This window comes from Shewanella gelidimarina, from assembly GCF_023283945.1.
In the GTDB taxonomy this organism is placed as follows: Bacteria; Pseudomonadota; Gammaproteobacteria; order Enterobacterales; family Shewanellaceae; genus Shewanella; species Shewanella gelidimarina.
The window spans coordinates 122,784-145,866 of sequence record NZ_JAKIKW010000011.1 but is presented as its reverse complement, the minus strand read 5'-3'; the positions used below and the strand labels follow the sequence as shown (position 1 = coordinate 145,866).

At 44.4% G+C, this 23,083-nt stretch carries 26 protein-coding genes and 2 pseudogenes; 18 read left to right on the top strand and 10 right to left on the bottom strand.

Annotation, left to right across the window (positions count from 1 at the left end; all coding sequences use genetic code 11):
- Window positions 1-34: 34 nt before the first annotated feature.
- A pseudogene (locus L2729_RS11580) lies at window positions 35-160 on the top strand (aminopeptidase P family protein); the annotation flags it as partial.
- Window positions 161-221: 61 nt separating this feature from the next.
- Window positions 222-347, top strand: a pseudogene (locus L2729_RS11575) (aminopeptidase P family protein); the annotation flags it as partial.
- Between the two features lie 76 nt (window positions 348-423).
- Here the strand turns inward: L2729_RS11575 and bamJ are convergent.
- The 3 genes from bamJ to L2729_RS11560 form a co-directional block, all read right to left on the bottom strand.
- Window positions 424-894, bottom strand: a complete 471-nt coding sequence (gene bamJ / locus L2729_RS11570) for a BamJ family beta-barrel-assembly machinery protein (RefSeq protein ID WP_248988408.1) — start codon at window positions 892-894, stop codon at window positions 424-426.
- Window positions 895-984: 90 nt separating this feature from the next.
- The gene (locus L2729_RS11565) at window positions 985-1,608 is read right to left on the bottom strand and encodes a DUF1294 domain-containing protein (protein WP_248988407.1); all 624 of its coding nucleotides are present in this window, start codon (window positions 1,606-1,608) and stop codon (window positions 985-987) included.
- A gap of 11 nt (window positions 1,609-1,619) precedes the next feature.
- A complete protein-coding gene (locus L2729_RS11560) occupies window positions 1,620-1,955 on the bottom strand; it encodes a winged helix-turn-helix transcriptional regulator (RefSeq protein ID WP_101091248.1) in 336 nt (111 codons plus the stop codon).
- A gap of 101 nt (window positions 1,956-2,056) precedes the next feature.
- Here L2729_RS11560 and L2729_RS11555 point away from each other — a divergent pair, with 101 nt between their 5' ends.
- Both L2729_RS11555 and L2729_RS11550 read left to right on the top strand, forming a co-directional pair.
- Window positions 2,057-2,830: an SDR family NAD(P)-dependent oxidoreductase gene (locus L2729_RS11555; RefSeq protein WP_248988406.1), complete on the top strand. Its 774-nt coding sequence runs from the start codon at window positions 2,057-2,059 to the stop codon at window positions 2,828-2,830.
- 32 nt (window positions 2,831-2,862) lie between these two features.
- Window positions 2,863-3,519 carry a cupin domain-containing protein gene (locus L2729_RS11550; RefSeq protein ID WP_248988405.1) on the top strand — a complete coding sequence of 219 codons (657 nt, stop codon included), beginning with the start codon at window positions 2,863-2,865 and terminating at the stop codon, window positions 3,517-3,519.
- 13 nt (window positions 3,520-3,532) lie between these two features.
- Here the strand turns inward: L2729_RS11550 and L2729_RS11545 are convergent, their stop codons facing one another.
- Both L2729_RS11545 and L2729_RS11540 read right to left on the bottom strand, forming a co-directional pair.
- Window positions 3,533-3,826, bottom strand: coding sequence for an ArsR/SmtB family transcription factor (locus tag L2729_RS11545; RefSeq protein ID WP_248988404.1), 294 nt, complete (start codon window positions 3,824-3,826; stop codon window positions 3,533-3,535).
- Window positions 3,827-3,953: 127 nt separating this feature from the next.
- Window positions 3,954-4,445 (bottom strand): hotdog fold domain-containing protein, encoded by a 492-nt coding sequence (locus L2729_RS11540; protein ID WP_248988403.1) that lies wholly within the window; start codon window positions 4,443-4,445, stop codon window positions 3,954-3,956.
- A gap of 167 nt (window positions 4,446-4,612) precedes the next feature.
- Between L2729_RS11540 and L2729_RS11535 the strand changes: the two genes are divergently transcribed.
- The 13 genes from L2729_RS11535 (at window position 4,613) to L2729_RS11475 (ending at window position 16,178) form a co-directional block, all read left to right on the top strand.
- Window positions 4,613-5,530 carry a polyprenyl-phosphate transporter gene (locus L2729_RS11535; protein ID WP_248988402.1) on the top strand — a complete coding sequence of 306 codons (918 nt, stop codon included), beginning with the start codon at window positions 4,613-4,615 and terminating at the stop codon, window positions 5,528-5,530.
- Window positions 5,531-5,693: 163 nt separating this feature from the next.
- The gene (locus L2729_RS11530) at window positions 5,694-6,650 is read left to right on the top strand and encodes a YbgA family protein (protein ID WP_248988401.1); all 957 of its coding nucleotides are present in this window, start codon (window positions 5,694-5,696) and stop codon (window positions 6,648-6,650) included.
- Window positions 6,651-6,666: 16 nt separating this feature from the next.
- The gene (locus L2729_RS11525) at window positions 6,667-7,650 is read left to right on the top strand and encodes a MerR family transcriptional regulator (RefSeq protein WP_248988400.1); all 984 of its coding nucleotides are present in this window, start codon (window positions 6,667-6,669) and stop codon (window positions 7,648-7,650) included.
- A 2-nt stretch (window positions 7,651-7,652) separates the two neighbouring features.
- Window positions 7,653-9,125 carry a deoxyribodipyrimidine photo-lyase gene (gene phrB / locus L2729_RS11520; RefSeq protein ID WP_248988399.1) on the top strand — a complete coding sequence of 491 codons (1,473 nt, stop codon included), beginning with the start codon at window positions 7,653-7,655 and terminating at the stop codon, window positions 9,123-9,125.
- Window positions 9,122-9,655: a nuclear transport factor 2 family protein gene (locus tag L2729_RS11515; RefSeq protein ID WP_248988398.1), complete on the top strand. Its 534-nt coding sequence runs from the start codon at window positions 9,122-9,124 to the stop codon at window positions 9,653-9,655. The genes phrB and L2729_RS11515 overlap by 4 nt, the downstream gene beginning before the upstream one ends.
- 5 nt (window positions 9,656-9,660) lie before the next feature.
- Window positions 9,661-10,479: an SDR family NAD(P)-dependent oxidoreductase gene (locus L2729_RS11510; protein ID WP_248988413.1), complete on the top strand. Its 819-nt coding sequence runs from the start codon at window positions 9,661-9,663 to the stop codon at window positions 10,477-10,479.
- On the top strand, window positions 10,479-11,756 hold the full coding sequence (locus L2729_RS11505; RefSeq protein WP_248988397.1) for an NAD(P)/FAD-dependent oxidoreductase: 1,278 nt from the start codon (window positions 10,479-10,481) through the stop codon (window positions 11,754-11,756). The genes L2729_RS11510 and L2729_RS11505 overlap by 1 nt, the downstream gene beginning before the upstream one ends.
- On the top strand, window positions 11,753-12,520 hold the full coding sequence (locus L2729_RS11500; RefSeq protein WP_248988396.1) for a DUF1365 domain-containing protein: 768 nt from the start codon (window positions 11,753-11,755) through the stop codon (window positions 12,518-12,520). The genes L2729_RS11505 and L2729_RS11500 overlap by 4 nt, the downstream gene beginning before the upstream one ends.
- A gap of 2 nt (window positions 12,521-12,522) precedes the next feature.
- A complete protein-coding gene (locus tag L2729_RS11495) occupies window positions 12,523-13,773 on the top strand; it encodes an SAM-dependent methyltransferase (protein WP_248988395.1) in 1,251 nt (416 codons plus the stop codon).
- Between the two features lies 1 nt (window position 13,774).
- Complete coding sequence (locus L2729_RS11490; protein WP_248988394.1) at window positions 13,775-14,290, top strand: DUF2878 domain-containing protein; 516 nt, start codon at window positions 13,775-13,777, stop codon at window positions 14,288-14,290.
- Between the two features lie 42 nt (window positions 14,291-14,332).
- On the top strand, window positions 14,333-14,953 hold the full coding sequence (locus tag L2729_RS11485; protein ID WP_248988393.1) for a chalcone isomerase family protein: 621 nt from the start codon (window positions 14,333-14,335) through the stop codon (window positions 14,951-14,953).
- Between the two features lie 14 nt (window positions 14,954-14,967).
- On the top strand, window positions 14,968-15,552 hold the full coding sequence (locus L2729_RS11480; protein ID WP_248988412.1) for a DUF3833 domain-containing protein: 585 nt from the start codon (window positions 14,968-14,970) through the stop codon (window positions 15,550-15,552).
- 443 nt (window positions 15,553-15,995) lie between these two features.
- Window positions 15,996-16,178 carry a hypothetical protein gene (locus tag L2729_RS11475; protein WP_248988392.1) on the top strand — a complete coding sequence of 61 codons (183 nt, stop codon included), beginning with the start codon at window positions 15,996-15,998 and terminating at the stop codon, window positions 16,176-16,178.
- 51 nt (window positions 16,179-16,229) lie between these two features.
- Here the strand turns inward: L2729_RS11475 and L2729_RS11470 are convergent, their stop codons facing one another.
- The 5 genes from L2729_RS11470 to aptA all read right to left on the bottom strand — a co-directional run bounded on the left by L2729_RS11470 (window position 16,230) and on the right by aptA (window position 21,177).
- On the bottom strand, window positions 16,230-16,574 hold the full coding sequence (locus L2729_RS11470) for a DUF3634 family protein (protein WP_101091265.1): 345 nt from the start codon (window positions 16,572-16,574) through the stop codon (window positions 16,230-16,232).
- 374 nt (window positions 16,575-16,948) lie between these two features.
- Window positions 16,949-17,671, bottom strand: a complete 723-nt coding sequence (locus L2729_RS11465) for a TorF family putative porin (protein WP_248988391.1) — start codon at window positions 17,669-17,671, stop codon at window positions 16,949-16,951.
- A 115-nt stretch (window positions 17,672-17,786) separates the two neighbouring features.
- Window positions 17,787-18,158, bottom strand: a complete 372-nt coding sequence (locus L2729_RS11460) for a cupin domain-containing protein (protein ID WP_248988390.1) — start codon at window positions 18,156-18,158, stop codon at window positions 17,787-17,789.
- Between the two features lie 65 nt (window positions 18,159-18,223).
- The gene (locus L2729_RS11455) at window positions 18,224-19,717 is read right to left on the bottom strand and encodes a CoA-acylating methylmalonate-semialdehyde dehydrogenase (RefSeq protein WP_248988389.1); all 1,494 of its coding nucleotides are present in this window, start codon (window positions 19,715-19,717) and stop codon (window positions 18,224-18,226) included.
- 119 nt (window positions 19,718-19,836) lie between these two features.
- Window positions 19,837-21,177, bottom strand: a complete 1,341-nt coding sequence (gene aptA / locus L2729_RS11450; RefSeq protein ID WP_248988388.1) for an omega-aminotransferase AptA — start codon at window positions 21,175-21,177, stop codon at window positions 19,837-19,839.
- A gap of 283 nt (window positions 21,178-21,460) precedes the next feature.
- On the opposite strand from aptA, the gene L2729_RS11445 reads away from it, so the two are divergent.
- Entirely contained in the window at window positions 21,461-22,960 is a 1,500-nt protein-coding gene (locus L2729_RS11445; protein ID WP_248988387.1) for an aldehyde dehydrogenase, read from the top strand.
- Window positions 22,961-23,083: the final 123 nt, after the last annotated feature.

Here is a 23,083-nt window from a genome sequence, read left to right as displayed (position 1 = left end):
TAGTTGCTATTATCGATGAGTAACGAGTCATCAATTGTTATGTGTTCTGGGGGAATATGGTGTTCGTCATGAAGACCATTTCTACATGACTGCATAAGGCGCGGTTTGGTTCACTAAGCCGGCTCACTCAATCGATGATCCGTTCGGTTACGAAGCTTAAGGCTTAAGAGCGTTATTCGTTATTTGCTAGTTGCTATTATCGATGAGTAACGAGTCATCAATTGTTATGTGTTCTGGGGGAATATGGTGTTCGTCATGAAGACCATTTCTACATGACTGCATAAGGCGCGGTTTGGTTTACTAAGCCGGCTCATTCAATCGATGATCCGTTCGGTTACGAAGCGTAAGACCACTTATTAAGCCTCTAACAAAAAAGCCCGAATGTTTGCACATTCGGGCTTTTTATTGTCTTTATACGGCTATCTAGTCGATGCTGATAAGCTCGACATCAAAGATAAGTGTTGAACCGCCGCTAATTTTGCCGGCACTGCGATTACCGTAGGCCAATTCACTGGGAATAAAGAAGCGAGTTTTCTCACCAACGACCATGAGCTGTACCCCTTCAGTCCAACCCTTAATCACGCGGTTAAGTGGAAAGTCGATAGGCTCGCCGCGTTCAACAGAGCTATCAAATACACTGCCGTCGATTAAAGTGCCGTGGTAGTGAACCGTGACGGTATCACTTGCCTTTGGATGAACAGTGCCATCACCGGCGGCCAATACTTGATATTGCAGGCCTGAGGCGGTTGTTGATACACCCTCTTTTAACTTGTTTTCAGCAAGAAAGGCATTGCCTAGTTCAATATTTTCTTTTGACACTTTTTGGTTATTCATTGAGGTAAAGAAGTAAAAAATCACGCCGGCAATGACGACTACCGCTAATATCATTTTCATATTAATTCACTTTGGTTGAGTTTGTTTGAGTTAAATTCAGTTTGATTGCAATCATATAGACTCGATACCCACAGGTAAATCTACAGTCGTTTAGAGCATGCGCTGGAACTGTTGAAAATACTCAGCGCCCTGTGGCGTAAAGAGAACGATGTAGCTAATGCCAATGTTAAGCAGTATGGTTAGCCATAACAGCACTTTAAACGGGGTTTTAGCGGACTTATGCCTAAGAAGTTGCTGCGCAATCAGAGCGCCAGGCCAACCACCAAGCAGGGAAAATAGATGTAATGTCGATTCCTTAACGCGCCAGCGCTGCTGGCGTGCGGCGCGTTTATCCAGTGCATAGGCAATAAAGGTCATACTCGACATGACGAACATGTAGATAAGCGCGGTTAGCGGCAGTAAAGCAAATTGATAAAGTACAATTGCGCTGATGATTGCAGTGATAGCAAATAAACTGACCATGCTTAATTTGGCCGAGCGCTTAGCCATTTTTGTCGTGCCTGGGGCTTGCCCTATGATTTTAGCCATACTGACTTGCGACTTACCCTTACTATTTCTAGTATTCTTGAAACTAATAACATCGCCATTTTTAGGGCGTTGAACTTTTGATTTGAAACTGGATACATGTACAAAAATGTCATTACTGTCATTTGCTTGGGTTATAAAACCAAAGCCTTTTGCATCATCCCATCGGGTCAGTACGCCTTGTTGCATGGTGTCCTCTTCTAGTTATCTATCTCAAGTTGTAGTGACTCTAAGTCTTTTAAAATACGCACAAACTTTTGCCCAAAGTCGGTCACGTTATATTCGACTCGTGGTGGGATCTCTGGATAACTGACCTTCTGCAAAATACCAAATTCGATATTGCGTTTTAAGCACTGGTTCAACACTTTTGTGGTTAAACCCTCTACCGATTTGACCATTTCGCCAGGGCGATTGATGTCATCTTCCAGCAGCTGATAGACAGTTAATGACCATTTACAGCCAACAATTGTCTCTACCATTCTGGCTGTTTTAGCCGGGCCCGATTTTCTTGGAATTAATTTTTCTTTTAGATTCATAAATATGTACCAAAAAGTACCTATGGTACTAATTTGTGCTTACTATTCAGACATATATTCATTGTTTAAGGTTACCACACTAAATCAGATGAGTGAGCCTTATGAGTAACAAGATCAATGATAAAAAACTAGCCATCGTTGTGGGTGGATCAAGCGGCATTGGGCTGGCAACGGCTAAGCTGCTGCTAAAGCAGGGTGCAGAAGTGATTATCATCGGCAACAATGTTGATAAACTCAATATTGCCGCCACGCAGCTATCTGCTTTGGGCGCCGTGAGCACCATACAAGCTGACCTGCAACAGGAGACAGATGTAGAGCGATTAGCCACAGCGTTAAGCACACTGGAGCGTAAAATAGATTACTTAGTGAATGCGGCGGGTTACTTCAACCCTAAGCCCTTCTTAGCGCATTCCTCTGCTGACTACGATATTTACATGCAACTCAATAAAGCCCTGTTTCAAATGTCGCAAGTGGTTGCGAGTAATATGCAGTTGCACGGTGGCGGCAGTATCGTCAATATAGGGTCTATGTGGGCTAAGCAAGCGGTTAAAGCCACGCCATCATCAGCCTATTCAATGGCCAAAGCGGGATTACATGCACTGACACAACATATGGCGATGGAGCTGGCTGATAGCAATATTCGCGTGAATGCTGTTGCCCCCGCCGTGGTTAAAACACCCATCTATGCGGCGTTTATCAAGCCTGAAGAGTTGGATGAGGCTATCTCGGGATTCGATGCTTTTCACCCCATTGGTAGAGTCGGTACTGCCATTGATGTCGCGCAAACGATTGTGCATCTATTATCAGATCAAGCCGCCTGGGTTACAGGGGCGATTTGGGATGTGGATGGCGGCGTTATGGCTGGCCGTAATTAACCGCAATTTTATTAAAGGTGAAGGAGCAATTGATGTTAAATATGGACTTGAGTCAAAAAGTGGTTATTAAAACCCAAGAGTTACCCTGGTTAGACAGTCCTTCTCCTACGGTATTTCGTAAGCCGCTTGAACGCGCTGCAGCTGAAAGTGGTCACACGACCAGCATCGTTAAATACATCGCAGGGGCGCGCTTTAAGAGTCACTATCACCCTTATGGTGAAGAGATTTTAGTGCTAGAGGGAGTGTTCTCTGATGAAGACGGTGATTATCCTGCGGGCACTTATATTCGTAACCCACCGGGGAGTGCTCATGCACCGTTTAGCCAAGATGGCTGCGTACTGCTAGTAAAGTTAAACCAGTTTGATAAGCATGATTTAAAAACGGTGAGAGTAAGCACTCACACTCATGATTGGCGCCAAGGAATGGGTGGTTTACAGGTTATGCCTCTCCATGAGTTTGAGCATGAGCATGTGGCATTGGTTAAATGGCCTGCCGGAGAGCGTTTTCAAGCACATCGTCATTTTGGCGGCGAGGAGATCTTTGTTATTAGTGGTGAGTTTAACGATGAGCATGGCGCTTACCCGCAATACACCTGGCTGCGGAGCCCACATATGAGTGAGCATTTTCCTTTTGTTGAACAGGACACCATTATTTTTGTCAAAACGGGGCATCTCTACCTTGCTGAGTAAGTGTTAACTGCGCTTAACACTTTTCGTCGGTACAGCACTCATCTTGCAGAAATGAAATTAGCCCGTCTAAGCAATCAAACTGAGGGATACAATGCAACACTCGTCCCTCTCTTTGTTGCTTCACAAGTCCTGCAGACATTAAGCTTGAAAGGTGATGTGACAAGGTTGAATTCGGGATCTGTAATGTTTCTTGCAGTTGCCCGACCGGTAAGCCTGCATATCCTGCTTTTACAAGACAACGAAACAACGTCAGTCTCGTTGGGTGTCCAAGTTCTTTTAGTGCTTTGGCTGCGACGTCAATGTTCATAAGCTCGATTCAGTTGATTTACGCTAGACACTGGATTTAAGCATCTATGTTTCGATAATTGCCGAAATAATAGCAGGATCTACCCGGCCAATGAAGGGTTATTTCATTAGCCGGCGATTAAGGCATGTTATTTTTTCGGTGGTTTCTCTGAGATCCATAATTTAATCGATCCCCGCACCACAACGACACCTTCTGTGTCGTAAGCCGTGACAGCGACTAACATATCACCCACTGCCCATTGCTCAGGCGTAACTTCTGCCACACAGGTGATGTCGCTACCCGCTTTAGCGGTGTAATCAACACTCATCCCCTTTGGGATCCAACGTAAATGGTTGGGAATAGAAGCTTCGGCCATCGTGCCCATCGCCATCTCAAGACCGTTACAGATCGCGATGACATGTACCGTTTTAATATGATTATGAACTGATTTGCGTTTTTTAATGAGACAAACGCATTTATTCACTTTTAATTCACTAATAAAAGGGTTAACTGTACCGAAGTAAGGCGCCATTCGGCAGACCATGAGTGAAAATATCTTATTGCCAAAAGGCAATCGGGTCACACGCTTGTAGAGTGACATCACTTTTGTCGGCTTGTTGTTGTGGGCTGCGTTGCTCATCTTCTTCCTTGTGAACCTTACTGGTCGGATGAGGTTAACATTGAATTAACATCAATTACTAGCGTCAGACTCATTTCGGGGTAAAGATAAACTTCATTTCCTTTTATAGAGGATAGAGAAGTATAATTTTGGCAGAAACCAGTTTTTGACTGATATTAGGGAATAAAGTGAATTATTTAAAGACCTACCTTAAAGGGATGGCAATGGGCGCAGCAGATGTTGTACCGGGTGTTTCGGGCGGTACTATCGCCTTTATTACCGGTATCTTAGATCAGCTGCTCGACAGTATTAAAAAGATTAGACCCTCTTTGTTTTGGGTGATTAAAGAGCAAGGTATTAAAGCGGCCTTTATGCATATCAATGGCCCATTCTTAGTGTGTGTCTTTGGTGGGATCTTAACCAGTATTCTCACCTTAGCTAAGTTGATCTCCTACTTATTACATACGCATCCTATTCCTGTTTGGTCATTTTTCTTTGGTTTAATCCTCATTTCAGTGGTGCATATGTTGAAACAGGTTAAGGGTTTCACTTTAGGTCGCTTGGTTTTATTTGTTATTGGTATCGTTATCGCGTGGGGGATCACCATGTTGAACCCTATTGCGTTAGAAATGACTTATCTGAATGTATTCATCGGTGGCTGCATCGCTATTACGGCGATGATTTTACCGGGTATTTCCGGTAGTTTTATTTTATTGCTACTCGGTCTGTACACCTCGGTTATGGGCGCGGTTAAAAGTTTTGATCTGGCGATTATGGCAACGTTTGCAGCTGGAGCTGCAACGGGGTTATTGAGTTTTAGTCATGTGTTGTCTCTTCTGTTGCGTAAGTATCACGACGCAACATTGGTGTTCTTAACCGGATTAATGCTGGGTACGTTAGGTAAAATCTGGCCTTGGAAAGAGGTGCTTAGTTTTCGAGAGAACTCTAAAGGAGAGATGGTACCGCTAGATGAACGTATCCTATCGCCGCTGCAGTATGAGCAGGTAACCGGACAAGCGTCATTGCTTACCTATGCCGTTATCGCCATGTTAGCCGGTATCTTAGTGGTATGGAGCTTGGAAAGGTTTGCTAATAGAGAACGTTAATAAACTCAAATCTATTTTTTAATTATTAAAAACGCCAGCAATTAGCTGGCGTTTTTTTTGCCAAAATGCAAAGGAGTGCCATACTAAATTTCACACTTGTACAAAAAAGTGATCCTTGTACAAGTATGTTGCGTAATGACTTCAAAATTAAGGGAGTAATATCATGAGCCATTTTAATTCAGACAAAATTCAAATCGGAATTAGCGCCTGCTTACTTGGGGAGAAAGTCCGTTTCGACGGCGGACATAAAGCATCAGGCTATTGCCGTAAAGAGATAGCTCCTCATTTCGATTACGTGCCTGTTTGCCCTGAAATGGCAATCGGTATGGGCGCGCCAAGAAAGTCGGTTAGACTTGAAAAAGACGGTGATGTTATTTACGTTAAAAGTGCCGATGGCTCAATTGATGTCACCGATAAACTGAATGAGTTCAGCACTAAAAAAGTGGAACAACTAGGCTTTTTGGGTGGTTACATTTTATGTGCAAAATCGCCGACTTGCGGTATGGAACGTGTGACGGAATACAAGCTAGGGACTAATAATGGCTGGAAATCAGGCATTGGCGTTTATGCGCGTAAGTTGATGGAACGTTATCCTTTATTACCTGTTGAGGAGGAGGGCAGGCTGCATGACTTGGTTATTCGTGAGAATTTTTTCACTCGCGTTTACGCATATCATGATTGGCATTGCCTGCAGGCGTCTGGTTTTACTAAGAGTAATGTCTTAAATTTCCACGTGCGTTATAAATACATGCTAATGGCGCATTGTCCGAAGCTGTATCGCGAGCTGGGACCGTTACTAGCGGATATGACCGGTGATTTAGATAAAATTGCCGAAGAGTATTTCACCGGCTTTATGCAGATCCTTAAGATTAAAGCGACTCGAAAGAATCACACCAGTGCGCTACAGCACATGCAAGGCTACTTTAAAAAACACTTATCGAGTGCGCAGAAAGAGGAGCTAGCTGAATCAATCTTAAAGTATAACCAAGGTTTGCAACCCATCTTGGTACCAATGACCTTGATTAACCATTATATCCGTGAGTTTCCAACGCCTTATATTGAGAATCAAGTCTATCTGAATCCGCATCCAGAAGAGCTTAAACTGCGTTACGCGTACTAAGTTAGCGGCCACGACTATGACTCAGATTAAGCCCTTCATTGCGGAAGATAAGTGGCTCACTATAGGTGAAGCCGCTGACCGTACTGGGGTTAATCCGGTGACATTAAGAGCGTGGCAACGCCGTTATGGTTTAGTTGTCCCTAAGCGAACAGCAAAGGGGCACCGGCTTTATAGCCATGCACAGTTAATGCAAATAGAGGAGATCCTTTATTGGCTCAATAAAGGGGTCTCTATTAGTAAAGTAAAACCCTTTCTCAAAGCATCAGTTATCAAAGCGACGGCCAAACCTTTGGCTAAAAATACTTCGCTGAGTGCTGTTGAGATGAGTTTTTGGCAGGACAAGATCATCTTTTTGAATCAGTGCTGTATTGATTTTAATGCCACTGACTTACATAAAAAATTAAACGTATTAACAGCGCGCTACCCATTTAGCGTGTTAAAAACCTGCCTTTACTGGCCCTGGCTAAGTGGACATGAAGCCACGATGGGAGAGCGAAAGGATGCTGCAAGTATTCAAGCTTGGCTCAGTAATGAATTGGCAGCCTATTTTTCGGCGCGGCGGTTGGCATTGCTACAAGAAGATAGCTTAGCCATGACGCTATTGGTCTGTATTGGCAAGGAACCCCATTGGAGTCCATTGATGTTTTCTGCCGAACTGAGCGCCTATAAAGTGAAACATCAACAGATCAATATTACTAAGGTTAATGAGTTGGGGTTTATTGCTCAACGAATACCCTCGAAACAGATACTGCTGATCGCTCACCCCCAGTTTAATAATGTCGATAAACGAGAGTTTGAGCTGCTGATGCAATCCAACCTTGGCAGTATCAATCTGGTGGGGATCTATGCCAAAAGCGTGAATCAACGCTTGGGCCTAAGTCATCTCAGTATTAAAGACATTGTGGCTAAGGATGGGGTAGCGAATAGCATTGTTGATACCGATATCGAAATAATGACACCGAACAATGAGACAAGATTAAGTGGAAACAAGGATGATTAATTATGGCGGCTGAAAAGGTAAATACACTGGTTTGGTTTCGAAGCGATCTGCGGGTGCAAGATAACCAAACATTAACGGCGGCTTGCGAACATGCAGCAAGCAAAGGCCTGTTGCTGCGGGCTATTTTTATTGCAACGCCGCAGCAGTGGCAACAACATGATGTCGCGCCAATTCAGTTAGACTTTATCGAACGGCAGCTAAATGAATTGGCTGTCGCTCTTGCCGCCCTTGGGATCCCGTTGGACGTTTATCACCTTAATACCTTTGACGATATTCCAGCATATCTAAAACAATATGTTGAGCAGTGGCAGGTCGATAGTGTATTTGCCAGCAGTGAGCCTGAGTTTAATGAGTGTCAGCGCGATCTCGCTGTCGCCGCAAAGGTGAATTTAAGCCTATATCAGCAGCATTGCCTGTTAGCCCCATTGAGCGTGCTCAACTTAGCGGGAAAGATGTATAAGGTATTTACCCCGTTTGGTAAAAAGTGGCGTGAAATAGCCAGATCTAAGCCAATACACACACTCGTTACTCCGAATGCAATCGCTGCACCTATCAGGGTGACTGAACCTGTTCGACTGCAGTGTGCAAAAGTGTGTAGCAAAGCCTGGGCTGTTGGAGAGCATGCTGCGTTAGCCCAATTACGAGAATTTGCGTTAACTAAAGCGGCAGACTATAAGGCGTCTAGAGACTTTCCTGCCATTGATGGCACCAGTCAAATATCGGGCTATCTTGCTGTCGGCATTCTCAGTTCACGGCAATGCATTGTGGCACTGCTCAGCCATTATCCCGATGCATTAGTCCACGATGAAAGCCCCGGCCGTTGCTGGCTAAATGAGATCATCTGGCGAGAGTTTTATCGTCACTTGCTGGTGGCCTTTCCTCGGCTTTCAAAAGCGCAGAACTTTAATCCATTAGCCGACAATATCGTTTGGCGAAATAATGAAACAGAGTTTAAAGCTTGGTGTGATGGCCGCACCGGATATCCACTGGTGGATGCGGCGATGCGCCAGCTCAATCAAACAGGTTGGATGCATAACCGTTTAAGGATGGTAGTCGCGAGCTTTTTGACTAAACATCTGCTGATTGATTGGCGTTGGGGTGAACGTTACTTCAGGCAGAAACTTATTGATGGTGATTTAGCGGCTAATAACGGTGGTTGGCAATGGTCTGCGGGCACAGGTTGTGACGCTCAACCCTATTTTAGAGTCTTTAATCCTATTTCACAGTGCGAAAAGTTTGATCCTGCTGGTGAGTTTATTCGTAACTATCTACCAGAGCTTGATAGTGTGGATTTGAAGTTAATTCATAAACTTAAAATACCGATTCAAGCGCAACTTTTTTCAGAACATCACTATATTTGCCCAATCGTCGATCACAAACTTGCCCGTGAGCGAGCGTTAAGAGAGTTAGCTGCGATGAAGCGCGGTAACAACCCAATGGCAGCGGTAGATTTAGATAAGGAGATTTTCGGATGACAATCACTGCAGATACAACCATGGATGTTTTGGTCGCCGAAATGACCGTCGCCAAGAATAGTGCTAATGCGACATTAGACAACCAACAAGCCAGTGACTATATCCTGTCTCAAGAGATTATTGAGCGCTTTGTTTCTGTCTATAAGCAGCTTAATAAAGACAACCTAGGGTTACTTGGAGATATCTACTCTGAAGACATTTGTTTCATTGACCCACTGCATAAAATTGCTGGGTTAACCGCGTTAACAAGTTACTTTGAAACGCTTTATCAAAATGTAGAATCGATAGATTTTGTTATACATCAAGTGGTGCGAGATGACGGTGCCGCCGCATTAAAATGGACCATGAACTTGGTTCACCCTAAGCTGAATACGGGTAACATCATTAGCGTAGATGGTATGAGCTTACTGATGTTTACCGACAAAATTAATCATCATCAAGACTACTTTGATCTCGGTGCAATGCTTTATGAGCAGCTGCCTATCGTCGGTGGGTTAATTGGTTTTATCAAGTCAAAGGTGGCTAAATGACCACAATGACAGGGGCAACCCAAACACAAAAAAGCGTGCTGATCACCGGTGCCAGCTCAGGCATAGGTTTGCAGCTTGCTTATGACTATTTAGCGCAGGGCTGGCAAGTCTATGCCTGTGGTCGTAATGAGCAAGGGCTTGCTACACTTTTTGGCGCAACAAAGCTGTTATTTGATATTAATGATACTGACGCTATCGCCGTACAAGCTGACTTGATAAAAGCACAACAAGTGCAGCTCGACTTAGTCATCTTGAATGCAGGAACCTGTGAGTATGTTGATGATGCTATGCATTTTGACGGCCAGTTATTCGAGCGAGTCATTCGCACTAATGTGATCTCTATGGGGCACTGTTTAGCGGCTTTCTTACCCTTAATCAAAACGGGGGGTCGTATTGGATTAATGGGTTCTAGTGCGGTGTATCTGCCGTTTCCAAGGGCTGAGGCATATGGTGCATCAAAAGCGGCAGTGCAATATTTAGCCAGCAGTTTGTCATTGGATCTAAAGCCTCATGGTATTGGCGTGAGTGTTATTTGCCCTGGATTTGTAAAGACCCCACTCACTGATAAAAATAATTTTGCGATGCCAATGCAGCAAACACCTATTCAAGCGTCAGCTGCGATAAGGCAAGGGCTCGAAAAAGGCCGTCAAGAGATACACTTTCCACGCCGCTTTACCCTCATTTTAAAGTTTATATCCTTGTTGCCCCGTGGTATTTGGCAAAAAATGGTCCAGCCAAGTCAAGCATCAGCAACGGAACAAGTGACTGCGCCTGAGGCTAACCCACATTCAAATAAGCCAACAGATAATAGGAAGGTGCGCTAATGGAATCTGCAGCAAACCGTCATAAACGCAAAAAAATTGCCATTGTAGGATCGGGTATTTCAGGTCTTACATGTGGGTATATTTTATCGCAGAAGCACGATGTCAGTGTGTTTGAAGCTAATGATTATATTGGTGGGCATACCGCGACTGTCGATGTCGATATGGATGGCAAACGCTATGCTATTGATACTGGTTTTATCGTGTTTAATGACCGCACTTATCCGCGGTTTGAGCAGTTGCTGGCACGCCTTAACGTTAAGGCCCTTCCCACCGAAATGAGTTTCAGCGTACACAACTCGCTGACTAAGCTTGAATATAATGGCAATACCTTGTCTAGCCTTTTTGCGCAGAAGCGCAATCTATTTCGCCCCCATTTTTGGCTGTTTATTAGAGATATTTTACGCTTTAACAAGTTATGTAAGCAGGCATACTCAGACGACCATTACGCTTATCAAACATTAGGTGAATTACTCGAAAAAGAGCGTTTTAGTGAGTTCTTCAGTTTGCATTACATACTGCCTATGGGCGCGGCCATTTGGTCATCGAGCATAGAGGATGTGAAGGCCTTCTCGCTACGGTTTTTTATCCGGTTCTTTCAGAACCACGGCTTGTTAAACATTGCCGATAGACCGCAATGGTATGTACTTGAAGGCGGATCTCGTAGCTATATTCCTGACTTAACCGCCCCTTTTTCCTCCTCTATTCATTTGAATAGCCCTGTTACTGCGATTGAACGCAATGATGTAGGCGTAAAAATTAAGGTCAACGATAAATGGTTGGAGTTCGATGAGGTGATCCTAGCCTGTCATAGCGATCAAGCGCTGGCGATGTTAAGCGATGCGAGCGAGGATGAACAACAAGTATTGAGTAAACTGACTTATCAAAATAATGAAGTGGTTTTGCACTGTGATGAGTCAGTATTGCCGCAGCGAAAGACTGCTTGGGCAAGTTGGAATTATCGCTTAGATGGTGATATCAAGAAGCAAGCATCGGTCACTTACAATATGAATATATTGCAGTGTCTACCCAGCGATGCGCCCACCTTTTGCGTCACCTTGAACCAGTCTGAGCTAATAGATGCAAACAAAATAGTGCGCAGCTTTAATTATTCACATCCGGTATTTAACGAACAAACCTTGCTAGCTCAATCTCAAAGGTCATTGATCTCAGGCGTTAATCATACTCATTTTGCTGGTGCTTACTGGTATAACGGCTTCCATGAAGATGGTGTTCACAGCGCATTTGATGTGTGTGGAACATTTGGGCTACGCCTATGAATATCGAGCTAAATAGCGGTATTTATAAAGGGGATGTTAAACATCGACGTTATAGTCCACGTAAACATAATTTTGATTATGAAATAGCAATGTTGGTGCTCGATCTTGACGAGCTTAACGTGATCGAACAGATGAGTTGGTTATTTTCAACCACAGGTTTTGCGCCACTGATGTTTAATCAAAAAGATTATCTAAGTGCACAGGTAAAGACTTCTGACTCCGCTATTATCGCTGATAACCTCAAAGCAAGAGTGTTGGATAAAGTCGATGATTTAGGCGGTGATATTGAGTGTGATCGAGTGCTTTTTGTGGGTCAGGTAAGGCACTTTGGTATCTATTTTAGTCCGATTAATTGTTTCTTTTGCTACCAAGGTAGCGAAGTCAGATACATGTTGGCTGAAGTCAGTAATACGCCGTGGAATCAACGTCATTACTACCTTGTTGATCTCAATAATCCGCAGCCCAGTGATAAGGCATTTCATGTGTCGCCCTTTATGGACTTAAACATGAAATACATATGGCGTATAGAGCCGCCATCTTCGTCTGTCAAAGTCGGGATTGAGAATCGAAGTACGCAAAAATTATTTGATGTTAACTTGTGTTTATTTCGACGGGAAATGAGCCACCATAGTTTACGCACAATGCTGCTGCAGTTTCCCTTTATGACACTCAAAATAGTGCAAGGGATCTATTGGCAAGCATTGAAACTATTTATTAAGCGCGTGCCTTTTATTGGGCATCCAGACAAGTCAGCGGAGAGATAATAATGGACAATACAGTAACCAAGAAAAGTCTGACTAGCGCAGCTTTACCCGATAGCTTAGCGAGAAAGCTATTATTAAGCGTATTGCCAGGATTAGCCGATGGTCACTTAAGTTTGATCGATGGCGACAATAGCTATGAGTTCGGCAGCAAGGATTCAGATCTACATGCAACGTTAGTCGTCAAGCATCCCCGTTTCTATCGGCAGATCTTGTTGTCTGGCTCTATTGGTGCGGGTGAAGCCTACATTCAAAACGACTGGACCAGTCCCGATCTCACCAAGGTGGTACAGATCTTTGCTAAAAACCTGCCTTTGCTGGATAAATTGGAGCAAAAGTTATCTTGGTTGACCACTCCTTTTAGCAGAGTCGCTCATCTGTTCAAACGTAATACGCAAGCAGGCTCAAAGAAGAATATTTTGGCCCATTACGACTTAGGCAATGACATGTACCAAGCCTTTCTTGATAAAGAGATGCTGTATTCAAGTGCGTTGTATCCGCACGTTGACGCCTCATTAGAGGAAGCACAGCAACATAAACTTAAGACTATTTGTGAGCGACTCGACTTGAAAGCTGGACAAACACTGCTTGAGGTCGGCACTGGTTGGGGAGCCCTCGCCATTTATGCTGCTAAGCACTACGGCGTGAAAGTGACCACAACAACCATTTCTGATGCCCAGTTTGAATATGCAGTCGCGCGAGTGGCAGAGGAAGGGTTAACGGACAGTGTTACCTTGCTTAAAGACGACTATCGGATCTTAACCGGAGCATACGATCGCGTGGTTTCTATTGAGATGATTGAGGCGGTAGGGCATGAGTACTTGCCCGGATTCTTTAAGAAGCTACAAGCACTGTTAAAGCCCAATGGACGCTTATTAATTCAAGCGATCACCATCGTCGATCAGCGCTATAACAGTTATCGCAAGAGTGTTGATTTTATTCAGCGCTATATTTTCCCTGGTGGCTGTTTACCGTCTGTAACGCGCATGACTAATGAGCTGACTAAACACACTGATTTTGTCACTTGGTCAGTGGATGATATGGGCTTGGACTATGCTAAAACCGTCAAGGACTGGCAGGACAATTTCGACGCTGCGTTACCAAAAATTAAGGCGCTAGGTTATGGCGATGATTTTATCCGTATGTGGAAATTCTACCTAAGTTATTGTGAAGGTGGCTTTCTTGAACGCACCACCAGTGCGGTTCACCTAGTCGCGGTTAGACCGCAATATCGCCTTACGCAGCAACAGGGTTAATATGTTTCAGGCTTGCGTCGATAAGTTAGCATCGCAATATTTAACGGTCGTTAATTTGCTAATGTTCCAATGTGTGTGGTGGTTATCTATTTTGTACCAGAATAGCGGATTGGGACTTAGCTTAGGTTTGTTGTTGTTTCACTTCATCTTATCAAGCCGGATGCAGCTTGATTTTATGCTCATGCTGAAAGTGGTGCTATTGGGAATGGCTGTTGATTCTTGGTTGATCTTTAGCGGTGTTTTTCATTTTAGTGAGACGCCTTATTGGCTGATATTACTTTGGTGCCACTTTGCTATCAGTCTAGGTTACAGTTTGGCGTTTACTCAAAAACTACCGTGGTATATCAATGCTTTACTCGGAGGTGTGTTTGGCTGTATCAGCTATTTAGCTGGAGCGCGCTTTGACGCAGTTCAGCTGCCGCTGGAGTATTTAAGCAGTGCAATGATCTTGTTTGCCATCTGGAGCGTAATATTCCCTATATTCGTCAATATCAGCAGGCGAATGCTCAAGGATTAACGCCCCGTTTGTTCTCTGGATGATTTTATAGGAATGGTCAACATGGGTTATTCTGTTGTAAATCGCGCTATCTTATTCACCGCCTTCATGTTTAGCGCTGCTTGCCTTGCGCAAGAGGGGTCGGTTGAGGAACTGACTCACACCATTCCCCCTAATCCCACGCCAGATTTACCCTCTACAGTAGACGCTAAAGTTGAGCAGAGTTTTGCTGACAGTGTTGCATCATTTCAAGAAGTGGGGCGAGGCGAGATGCAGTGGTGGTGGTTCACGCTTTACCGCGCAAGGTTACTGACGCCTGATGGCGCTTATAGCCAAGGGCAGTATCCGCTGGTATTAGACATTGAGTACTATCAGGATATCCCCAGTTCACGCTTGCTTGAAGCAACTTTAGATCAATGGCAGCATCTCGGGCTAGACGACAGTCGTCAGCTGCAGTGGCAAACCACTCTTAGTGAGCTTTGGCCTGATGTTACCGAAGGCGACAAGTTGAGCCTCAAGGTGATGAGTCCGCAAGTCAGCCAATTTTATTTCAACGGAAAACCACTGTCTAAGGCTATGCCGGCAGGTTTTAGTGACGACTTCTTATCGATTTGGTTGTCGGATCAAACCAGTCGCCCAAGCCTTAGAAAACAGTTATTAGGAGAGGTTGCATGCGATTGTTAAGCAAACAGAAAGACATTAGGTTTTTGGCTACAGTGCCATTTAGGATTTTGTTTACCCTGTGTGTCGCGCTATTACTTAATGCGTGCTCCAGTCGCGATATCGAAGATTACCAAGGTAGTACTCCAAACCTGGATTTAAAGCAGTTCTTTGAGGGTTCACTAACGGCCCACGGTGTGGTTGAAGATTTTAGTGGCCATGTTGTACGACGTTTTACCGTCAAAATGTTTGCTCACTGGGACGGTGATAACGGCGAGATAAAAGAGTGGTTTATCTATGATGACGGTGAGAAGCAAACTCGTATTTGGAATATCATCAGCTTAGGCGAGGGCAACTATTCTGGTGGGGCGAATGATATTTTAGGTGATGCCACGGGCCGCGCTGTTGGCATGGCGCTACAGTGGGAGTATGAAATGTTACTGCCCGTTGATGACAGTGAATATCAAGTACGCTTCGATGATTGGATGTATCTAGTGGATGAAAATACCATTATCAATCGTAGCGATATCATCAAGTTTGGCATTACTATGGCACAAGTCACTCTGGTGATCACCAAGCAGCCATCTGCTGATTTTTCCGATATGACGATAGCGATAGATTAAGACTATTTTACTTGGGGCAGTAGATCTTTCACGGTTGTTTTTGCCGCCGTTTATTGGCTGTTTTGACAAGGCGGAGGCTATGTCGTTTAGTCATTCTCCACAAATAGCCTACAACACCGTAAAAATAGTCAAGAAGCGCGGCCCTTAGGGTTCGTTTCAATGCTTTTAGTCTTTTATGACTAGAATGCGTTACGAGCTTTTTGCTTAAACTGCTAAATCATTGCTCAAGCCTTGTACTAAAATCATTATTCCTCACGGTAAATAATCGAACAAAAACTAAGCTCGAAAGAACAACCGCCCCATAAATGGGCTGCACACATTTGCTCGCAAAAATAGCATTTACTGTTAGAGAGTCATTCATATAGGATAACAGCAACAGAATTCAACTGAGCTTAGCCCTAATCCATGGTGCATTAGTTCAATTTATATAAAAGGATTTATCAATGAAGTTTTTCGCTATTTTGTCTGTGCTTTTTGTATTGTCGGCCTGTGGTTCCAATGCCAGTTATTCTGTATCAGCCAGTTCTGATGACGACGTGATGGGGTCAAGGCAGGCGCCTATGGTAAGTGATAGTACGCCTATCATTAATGATGAACTGACCAAAGAAGCGGAAGAGAAAGAATAGGAAAAAAATCAATGAGCGTAAATCACCTTTACGCTCTCAAGCTTGCAATCGTTAAGATGTTTTACGGCTATTATCAACCTGCTTTTTATCATAATACTCAAACGGGAACATATTTCTGATCCTTTGAGTGACGTCATCGCCGACATTCGCCGACACATGCAGTCTGACTCCACCGAGCTTTTCTGCTCTAACGGTGCAAGTGAGCTTGTTAGATTTAGCGATAGCGCGACACTCTTTTTCAAACTTTTCTGGGATTTTACCTTTGTGGGAGCTGAGTCGGCCCTCTTTAAAGTGCATCTCAAATACGGTTAATCCTTTCTTACCGCTGAAAATCAATTTGTAGACCAAAAAAATACCGAGAGCAATAACAGCGATTTTAACTAGTGTTGGCGTCATATTTATTCCTTTTGCTTTAATCCAATTTTTAAACCTTGAGCCTTAAGGCTAAGATACTCTGGCTGGTCATTTTTTTAAAGTAGCCAGAGCACAGTTTGCCAAGATTTGTAATTTTCGATCACTAGGATCTATTTTAGTGTAGCCAAGGGATTTTGTGTATCGGTCTATTTTCGGTAAAGGATGACAACGTCTGATCGTTTCAAATGCACAACAGTGGGTTGAGTTGTGTCAGCTGTAGGCTAATAGCTCAGCGATGAGGAGGTTATTTTAATACCCAAGTAAAGGTCATCACCCTGAGCTTTGGTGAATACCTCATAAAAAAACCGCCATTAGGCGGTTTTTATCGGGAGGGAATTAGGTTCGCAACATGTGGCTTAGAAAGCGTAGCTTGCTGATGCTAGTACAGTACCGTCATTTCTCCAAGGCTCTGAAGAGTCGATGATATTGTCGCTGCTTAAGTTAGTGTCTAACCAGGCTACAGATAACGCCACGCCGCCCAGTTCTGTCGAAACACCAATAGAGTAATCGACATAGTCTTCACCCCAATCATAGTCAGCACCGTCACCATAGCTATAACCTACGTGGGCATCAATACTCCAGTTTTCAGCAATTTCATAAGAGTAGTTAAGTTCGGTGTAGTTAAGTGATATATCTGCATTTGAGTAGTCGTTGGTGTACCACTGTGCTAGATGAAAGTCAGCAAAGTAAAGACCAACAGAAGCTTCTAAATACTGCGTGCTTTCATCTTGTCCTGGGTAAGTGTAGTAAGTCAAAGTGACATCGTATTCTATCGCTTCATCTTCGCCAAAAGCGCCAGCGTAGCCCGCATATATATCGATTTCGACATCAGCATCATAGCTGTCATCATCGACGTTACTTGCCCAAGCACCTAAAAATAGGCCGTTGTCCATGCTGAAATCAACGCTGCCTTGCACGGCAAAGTCACCGGCGGTTTGTGACACACCGCGAAAGCGATAATCATTGGTGACGCCAATTTCGCCTGACACTTCAGCTTGAGCTAGAGGTGCAATTAGCGCTGTTGATAAGGTAAGACCGACAACGAGGGCAATCCGTTTTTTATTGAATTTTTTATACACGGTAGTATCTCCATTTTACTATGTTGACTTAGATGCTCTATTTTTATGTTTTAAGCATCTTTCGGTTTGCCAAACAGCAGCGTTAGCTACGACCTCATGGCTGATAATGATTTCGTTACTGCTGATTAGGCTCGAAAATCACATATACTTTTCGGCAGCTCTCAAGTACCTGCCAGGTACCTTTAAAGCCTGCCGGGATCACAAACCTATCACCGGTTTTAACGGTCATTTGGGTACCGTTACTGTCAGTAATAACACTGGCACCCGATAGGATTTCACAATATTCATGTTCGCTATAAGCCACTTTCCAGCAACCTATATCACCCTGCCAAACGCCAGCATGGAATTGGTCGCAGTCACTTGAGTAATGATTCTGTAAGTGCTGCTCAGGGTCGCCCTGCAATACTTTTTCGGCACTGAGTTTGTAGCGTTCAACAGCGGTATTTATCGCTGAAAAATCAATAATTGAATCGATTCCTATCGGCATTGAACTGTCCATTTTATGGTTATATTTAAACGGCAAATGCGCAGCGTTAACTGCGCATCTAGGTGCTATTTCATCGTTGGCATTACAAACTCAGCTTTTGACTGCTTGCTTGGCTGAGGCCAGCGGGCAGTAATGGCTTTGCGCTTGGTGTAAAAGCGCACTCCATCTGGACCATGCATATGCAAAGGACCAAACAGTGAGCGTTTCCAGCCGCCAAAGCTATGAAATGCCATTGGCACTGGAATAGGCACATTGACACCGACCATGCCCACTTGTACGTGGTGACAGAAGTGACGTGCAGCTTCACCGCTTTGGGTAAAGATAGCGGTACCGTTACCAAATTCATGGTCGTTGATGAGTTGCAATGCTTCGGCGTAATCTTTTACGCGCACAATGGCGAGTACTGGGCCAAAAATCTCCTCTTTATAGATAGTCATCTCAGGTGTGACATGGTCAAACAAACAACCGCCTAGGAAGTAGCCTTGTTCATGATCCGTCACTGTTAGCTGGCGACCATCAGCGAGTAACTTAGCGCCTTCGTTCACGCCAGTTTCAATATAGTTAGTCACTTTCTCTAAATGCTGCGCAGAGATAAGTGGCCCCATGTCCATCTCAGGAGTGACACCGTTGCCGACTTTAAGTGACTTAATTTGAGGCAATAGTTTTTCGACCAGAGCGTCGCCTGAATCACCCACTGCCAGTACCACAGATATCGCCATACAACGCTCGCCAGCACTGCCGTATGCCGCGCCCATTAATGAGCCAACCGCTTGATCTAAATCAGCGTCAGGCATGAGTACCATATGGTTTTTAGCGCCGCCCAATGCTTGAACGCGCTTGCCATGTGCAGATGCCGTTGCGTAAATATATTCCGCAATTGGAGTTGAACCGACAAAGCTAATAGCATGTACATCTTTATGAGTGAGTAGTGTATCTACTGCTTCTTTGTCACCGTTAACAACGTTGAATACGCCATCAGGTAAGCCCGCTTCGGTAAGGAGTTCAGCCATACGCATGACTGAGCTTGGATCTTTTTCAGACGGCTTCATGATAAAGCTATTACCGCAGGCAATTGCGATAGGGAACATCCACATTGGCACCATCACTGGGAAGTTAAACGGTGCAATACCCGCTACCACGCCCAATGATTGATTCAGTGTCCAAGCATCAACACCACCGCCAACTTGCTCGGTATGCTCGCCTTTGAGTAGATGAGGAATACCACAAGCAAACTCAACGACTTCAAGACCACGAATAATTTCACCTTTGGCATCATCAAGCACTTTACCGTGCTCGCGGGTGATAAGTTCGGCCATCTGATCCATATTAGCTTCGACTAACGCCTTGAACTTAAACAGGACGCGCGCACGGTTTAGCGGCGTGACCTTAGACCAAGACTCGTGTGCCTTTTGGGCTATTTCAATGGCATCTACAACATCCGCAGCGCTGGCTAAAGAAACGGTAGCGCTTTGCTCTCCGGTAGCGGGTTCAAAAATCGCTTGTGTACGTTGGCTAGGCGAAGTGTGGCCGCCATTAATGTAATGGTTAATCGTGTGCATAGCGCAAAATCCTAATGTTAATTCCCTGCTGGGAACCAAGAGTGTTAATGGGTATTAATGGATCAGCCTATAACATCAGTCGCGCAAACTGGCGCGACAACATGCAATAGACACAGGGATTAACCGACAGCGGTAATCGCATCCGATAAGGTGTTAATGATGGTATCGATTTGTTGTTTATCGATAATTAAAGGTGGGGAGATCGCAATGATATCGCCAGTTGCGCGCACTAATGTGCCATTAGCAAAGCAATGTTCAAATATGCCGAAGCCTCGCTTACCTGCGCCTTTGTCACTGGGAGAAAACTGAATGCCGCCGACCAAGCCAATGTTACGAATATCAATGACATTGGGTAAGCCTTTTAAGCTATGCACCGCATCTTCAAAGTAGCCTTCAAGCTCGCGGCTACGTTCAAATAGTTTTTCATCTTGGTAGATATTAAGAGTGGCAATCGCTGCGGCTGCTGCAACGGGGTGACCGGAATAGGTGTAACCATGAAACAGTTCAATGGCATTTTCAGGCCCCTGCATACAGGTGTCGTAAATATTGTCATCTACCAGTACTGCGCCCATCGGGATAGCACCATTATTGAGTGCTTTAGCGGTGGTGATCATATCGGGAGTCACGCCCCAACGTTGGCTAGCAAATGCATCGCCCACACGGCCAAAGCCAGTAATCACTTCATCGAAAATCAATAAGATGCCGTACTTGGTAGTGATTTCTCGTAGTTTTTGTAGGTAGCCTTCTGGTGGCAAGATTACGCCAGCAGAGCCTGACATAGGTTCAACAATCACTGCCGCGATATTTTCTGCACCATGAAGTGCGACAAGCTGTTCAAGTGCTTCTGCTTTTTCGGCACCCGTTTTAGGCATACCGCGACAAAACGCATTTTCTTTCATGTCTAATGTGTGCGGCAAGTGATCAACACCTTGTAGCAACTGTTGGCTAAACGTCTTACGGTTATTACCAATACCGCCCACTGAAATACCACCAAAACCTACGCCATGATAACCAAGCTCACGGCCGATAAAGCGCGTTCGAGTCGCTTGACCATTGGCACGGTGATAGGTGAGTGCGATTTTAAGTGCGCTATCGACAGATTCAGAACCTGAGTTAGTAAAGAAAACTTTATTAAGACCTTCAGGGCTTATCTGCGCTAGGCGTTCAGCGAGTTCAAATGCAAGTGGGTGACCCATCTGAAAAGAGGGAGCGAAGTCCAGTTGGTGGATCTGTTTAGATACCGCTTCTGAGATCTCTTTGCGTCCATGACCGGCATTGCAGCACCATAATCCTGCAGTACCATCTAATATGGGGCGACCAGCGGTGTCTCTATAATACATACCTTCAGCTTGAGCCAACATTCGTGGATTAGACTTAAACTGTCTATTGGCCGTAAAAGGCATCCAGTAATTTGATAAAGAGGGTGTTTCGCTGTGATGTTGCGTCTGTGAATCTGCCATATCATCTACCTTGATTCAGTTTGATTATTGTTGTTTTTTTAGTATCTGTTGCTTTTTTAATCAAGCGGTTGATATTTGCTATGCTATGTCAGAAATAATGAACATGAAAGCTTTTTGTGCATTTATTTATAGCAAAAGTGAACTTTTTGTAAAATATATTGAAACTTATGCGCCATTAAGCGTAATCTTGGGCAACACCTTACTGCGGTAATTTGCTATTTATAGGCAAAATGACCGTATTGAAAACAATTCTAATAATTAAATTCAGTGTTAAGAGGTCTTCATGAGCACACCAGAAAATCGCAGCCAGTGGCAAGCACTCGCAGATACAATGTCAATTAACGGCGCAGCATTTATTGCAGGTGATTATGTTGAATCACAGTCTAAAGAGACCTTTGATTGCATCAGTCCTATCGACGGTAAAGTACTGGCTAAAGTGGCGAGTTGTGATGAGGCCGATGCCAATATTGCCGTTATCAATGCCCGAGAAACATTTGAAAGTGGTGTGTGGTCGCATCTTGCCCCTGTCAAACGTAAGCAGATAATGATTCGTTTTGCCGATTTGCTAGATGAAAATGTTGATGAGCTAGCCCTGCTTGAAACCTTGGATATGGGTAAACCAATTCAGTATTCTCGCGCTGTCGATGTTGCTGGCGCTGCCCGCTCTATTCGCTGGTCTGGCGAAGCTATCGATAAGATTTATGATGAAATAGCCCCCACTGCACATAATGAGATCGGCATGATCACCCGTGAAGCTGTTGGTGTGGTCGCCGCAATTGTCCCTTGGAACTTTCCGCTATTAATGGCGTGTTGGAAACTTGGGCCGGCATTGGCAACCGGTAACAGTGTGATATTAAAGCCATCAGAAAAGTCGCCTTTAACCGCCATTCGTATCGCGCAAATCGCCATCGAAGCCGGTATTCCTAAAGGTGTGCTCAACGTTCTGCCAGGTTTTGGTCACACTGTCGGTAAAGCACTTGCGCTGCATATGGATGTCGATACATTGGTGTTTACCGGCTCGACCAAGATTGCCAAGCAGTTAATGGTTTATGCTGGCGAATCAAACATGAAACGTGTTTGGCTAGAAGCGGGCGGTAAGAGCCCTAATATTGTGTTTAACGACACGCCAGATCTAAAGAAAGCCGCGGCAGCCGCGGCTGCTGCAATAGCCTTTAACCAAGGTGAAGTGTGTACTGCGGGTTCACGTTTGTTAGTTGAGGCGGATGTAAAAGAAGAACTTATCGGACTGATTGCTGAAGAGTTACAAAGCTGGCAGCCAGGTCATCCACTCGATCCAAGTACCACCTCTGGTGCGGTAGTCGATAAACAGCAACTTGATAACGTATTGGGTTACATTCAATCAGGTAAAGATGAAGGCGCTACGCTCAACTTTGGTGGTCGCCAAGTGATGCAAGAGTCTGGTGGCGTCTATATTGAACCGACTATCTTTTCTGATGTTGATAACAAGATGACCATCGCTAAAGAGGAGATCTTTGGTCCGGTGTTATCGGTGATCACTTTTGAGGGAATGGAGCAAGCGATCGCCATTGCTAACGACAGTATCTATGGCTTAGCTGCTGGCGTTTGGACGGCAGATATCAACAAAGCCCATAAGACCGCCAAAGCATTGCGCAGTGGCATGGTGTGGATCAACCATTACGATGGCGGTGATATGACCGCGCCTTTCGGTGGCTATAAACAGTCGGGTAATGGCCGTGATAAGTCACTGCATGCTTTTGACAAGTACACTGAAATCAAAGCCACTTGGATTTCGCTGGATTAAGTCTTTGCAGTAAACCGCTTTGTTATAAGCCAGCCATTATCATGGCTGGCTTTTTTATTGGTTGTTTGGGGACTTTTAAGATTAGTGCTAATTTGAACTATTAATGGCTGGCTATTGTTTTTA

What these genes read in the sequence shown, in the direction of transcription:
- L2729_RS11515 (WP_248988398.1), top strand. Translation starts at nt 9,122, where the DNA reads ATGACAATCACTGCAGATACAACCATGGATGTTTTGGTCGCCGAAATG.
- aptA (WP_248988388.1), bottom strand. Translation starts at nt 21,177, where the DNA reads ATGGCAGATTCACAGACGCAACATCACAGCGAAACACCCTCTTTATCA.
- L2729_RS11445 (WP_248988387.1), top strand. Translation starts at nt 21,461, where the DNA reads ATGAGCACACCAGAAAATCGCAGCCAGTGGCAAGCACTCGCAGATACA.
- L2729_RS11505 (WP_248988397.1), top strand. Translation starts at nt 10,479, where the DNA reads ATGGAATCTGCAGCAAACCGTCATAAACGCAAAAAAATTGCCATTGTA.
- L2729_RS11475 (WP_248988392.1), top strand. Translation starts at nt 15,996, where the DNA reads ATGAAGTTTTTCGCTATTTTGTCTGTGCTTTTTGTATTGTCGGCCTGT.
- L2729_RS11510 (WP_248988413.1), top strand. Translation starts at nt 9,661, where the DNA reads ATGACAGGGGCAACCCAAACACAAAAAAGCGTGCTGATCACCGGTGCC.
- L2729_RS11525 (WP_248988400.1), top strand. Translation starts at nt 6,667, where the DNA reads ATGACTCAGATTAAGCCCTTCATTGCGGAAGATAAGTGGCTCACTATA.
- L2729_RS11545 (WP_248988404.1), bottom strand. Translation starts at nt 3,826, where the DNA reads ATGAACATTGACGTCGCAGCCAAAGCACTAAAAGAACTTGGACACCCA.
- L2729_RS11485 (WP_248988393.1), top strand. Translation starts at nt 14,333, where the DNA reads ATGGGTTATTCTGTTGTAAATCGCGCTATCTTATTCACCGCCTTCATG.
- L2729_RS11500 (WP_248988396.1), top strand. Translation starts at nt 11,753, where the DNA reads ATGAATATCGAGCTAAATAGCGGTATTTATAAAGGGGATGTTAAACAT.
- phrB (WP_248988399.1), top strand. Translation starts at nt 7,653, where the DNA reads ATGGCGGCTGAAAAGGTAAATACACTGGTTTGGTTTCGAAGCGATCTG.
- L2729_RS11490 (WP_248988394.1), top strand. Translation starts at nt 13,775, where the DNA reads ATGTTTCAGGCTTGCGTCGATAAGTTAGCATCGCAATATTTAACGGTC.
- L2729_RS11460 (WP_248988390.1), bottom strand. Translation starts at nt 18,158, where the DNA reads ATGCCGATAGGAATCGATTCAATTATTGATTTTTCAGCGATAAATACC.
- L2729_RS11555 (WP_248988406.1), top strand. Translation starts at nt 2,057, where the DNA reads ATGAGTAACAAGATCAATGATAAAAAACTAGCCATCGTTGTGGGTGGA.
- L2729_RS11550 (WP_248988405.1), top strand. Translation starts at nt 2,863, where the DNA reads ATGTTAAATATGGACTTGAGTCAAAAAGTGGTTATTAAAACCCAAGAG.
- L2729_RS11530 (WP_248988401.1), top strand. Translation starts at nt 5,694, where the DNA reads ATGAGCCATTTTAATTCAGACAAAATTCAAATCGGAATTAGCGCCTGC.
- L2729_RS11495 (WP_248988395.1), top strand. Translation starts at nt 12,523, where the DNA reads ATGGACAATACAGTAACCAAGAAAAGTCTGACTAGCGCAGCTTTACCC.
- bamJ (WP_248988408.1), bottom strand. Translation starts at nt 894, where the DNA reads ATGAAAATGATATTAGCGGTAGTCGTCATTGCCGGCGTGATTTTTTAC.
- L2729_RS11540 (WP_248988403.1), bottom strand. Translation starts at nt 4,445, where the DNA reads ATGAGCAACGCAGCCCACAACAACAAGCCGACAAAAGTGATGTCACTC.
- L2729_RS11565 (WP_248988407.1), bottom strand. Translation starts at nt 1,608, where the DNA reads ATGCAACAAGGCGTACTGACCCGATGGGATGATGCAAAAGGCTTTGGT.
- L2729_RS11470 (WP_101091265.1), bottom strand. Translation starts at nt 16,574, where the DNA reads ATGACGCCAACACTAGTTAAAATCGCTGTTATTGCTCTCGGTATTTTT.
- L2729_RS11455 (WP_248988389.1), bottom strand. Translation starts at nt 19,717, where the DNA reads ATGCACACGATTAACCATTACATTAATGGCGGCCACACTTCGCCTAGC.
- L2729_RS11560 (WP_101091248.1), bottom strand. Translation starts at nt 1,955, where the DNA reads ATGAATCTAAAAGAAAAATTAATTCCAAGAAAATCGGGCCCGGCTAAA.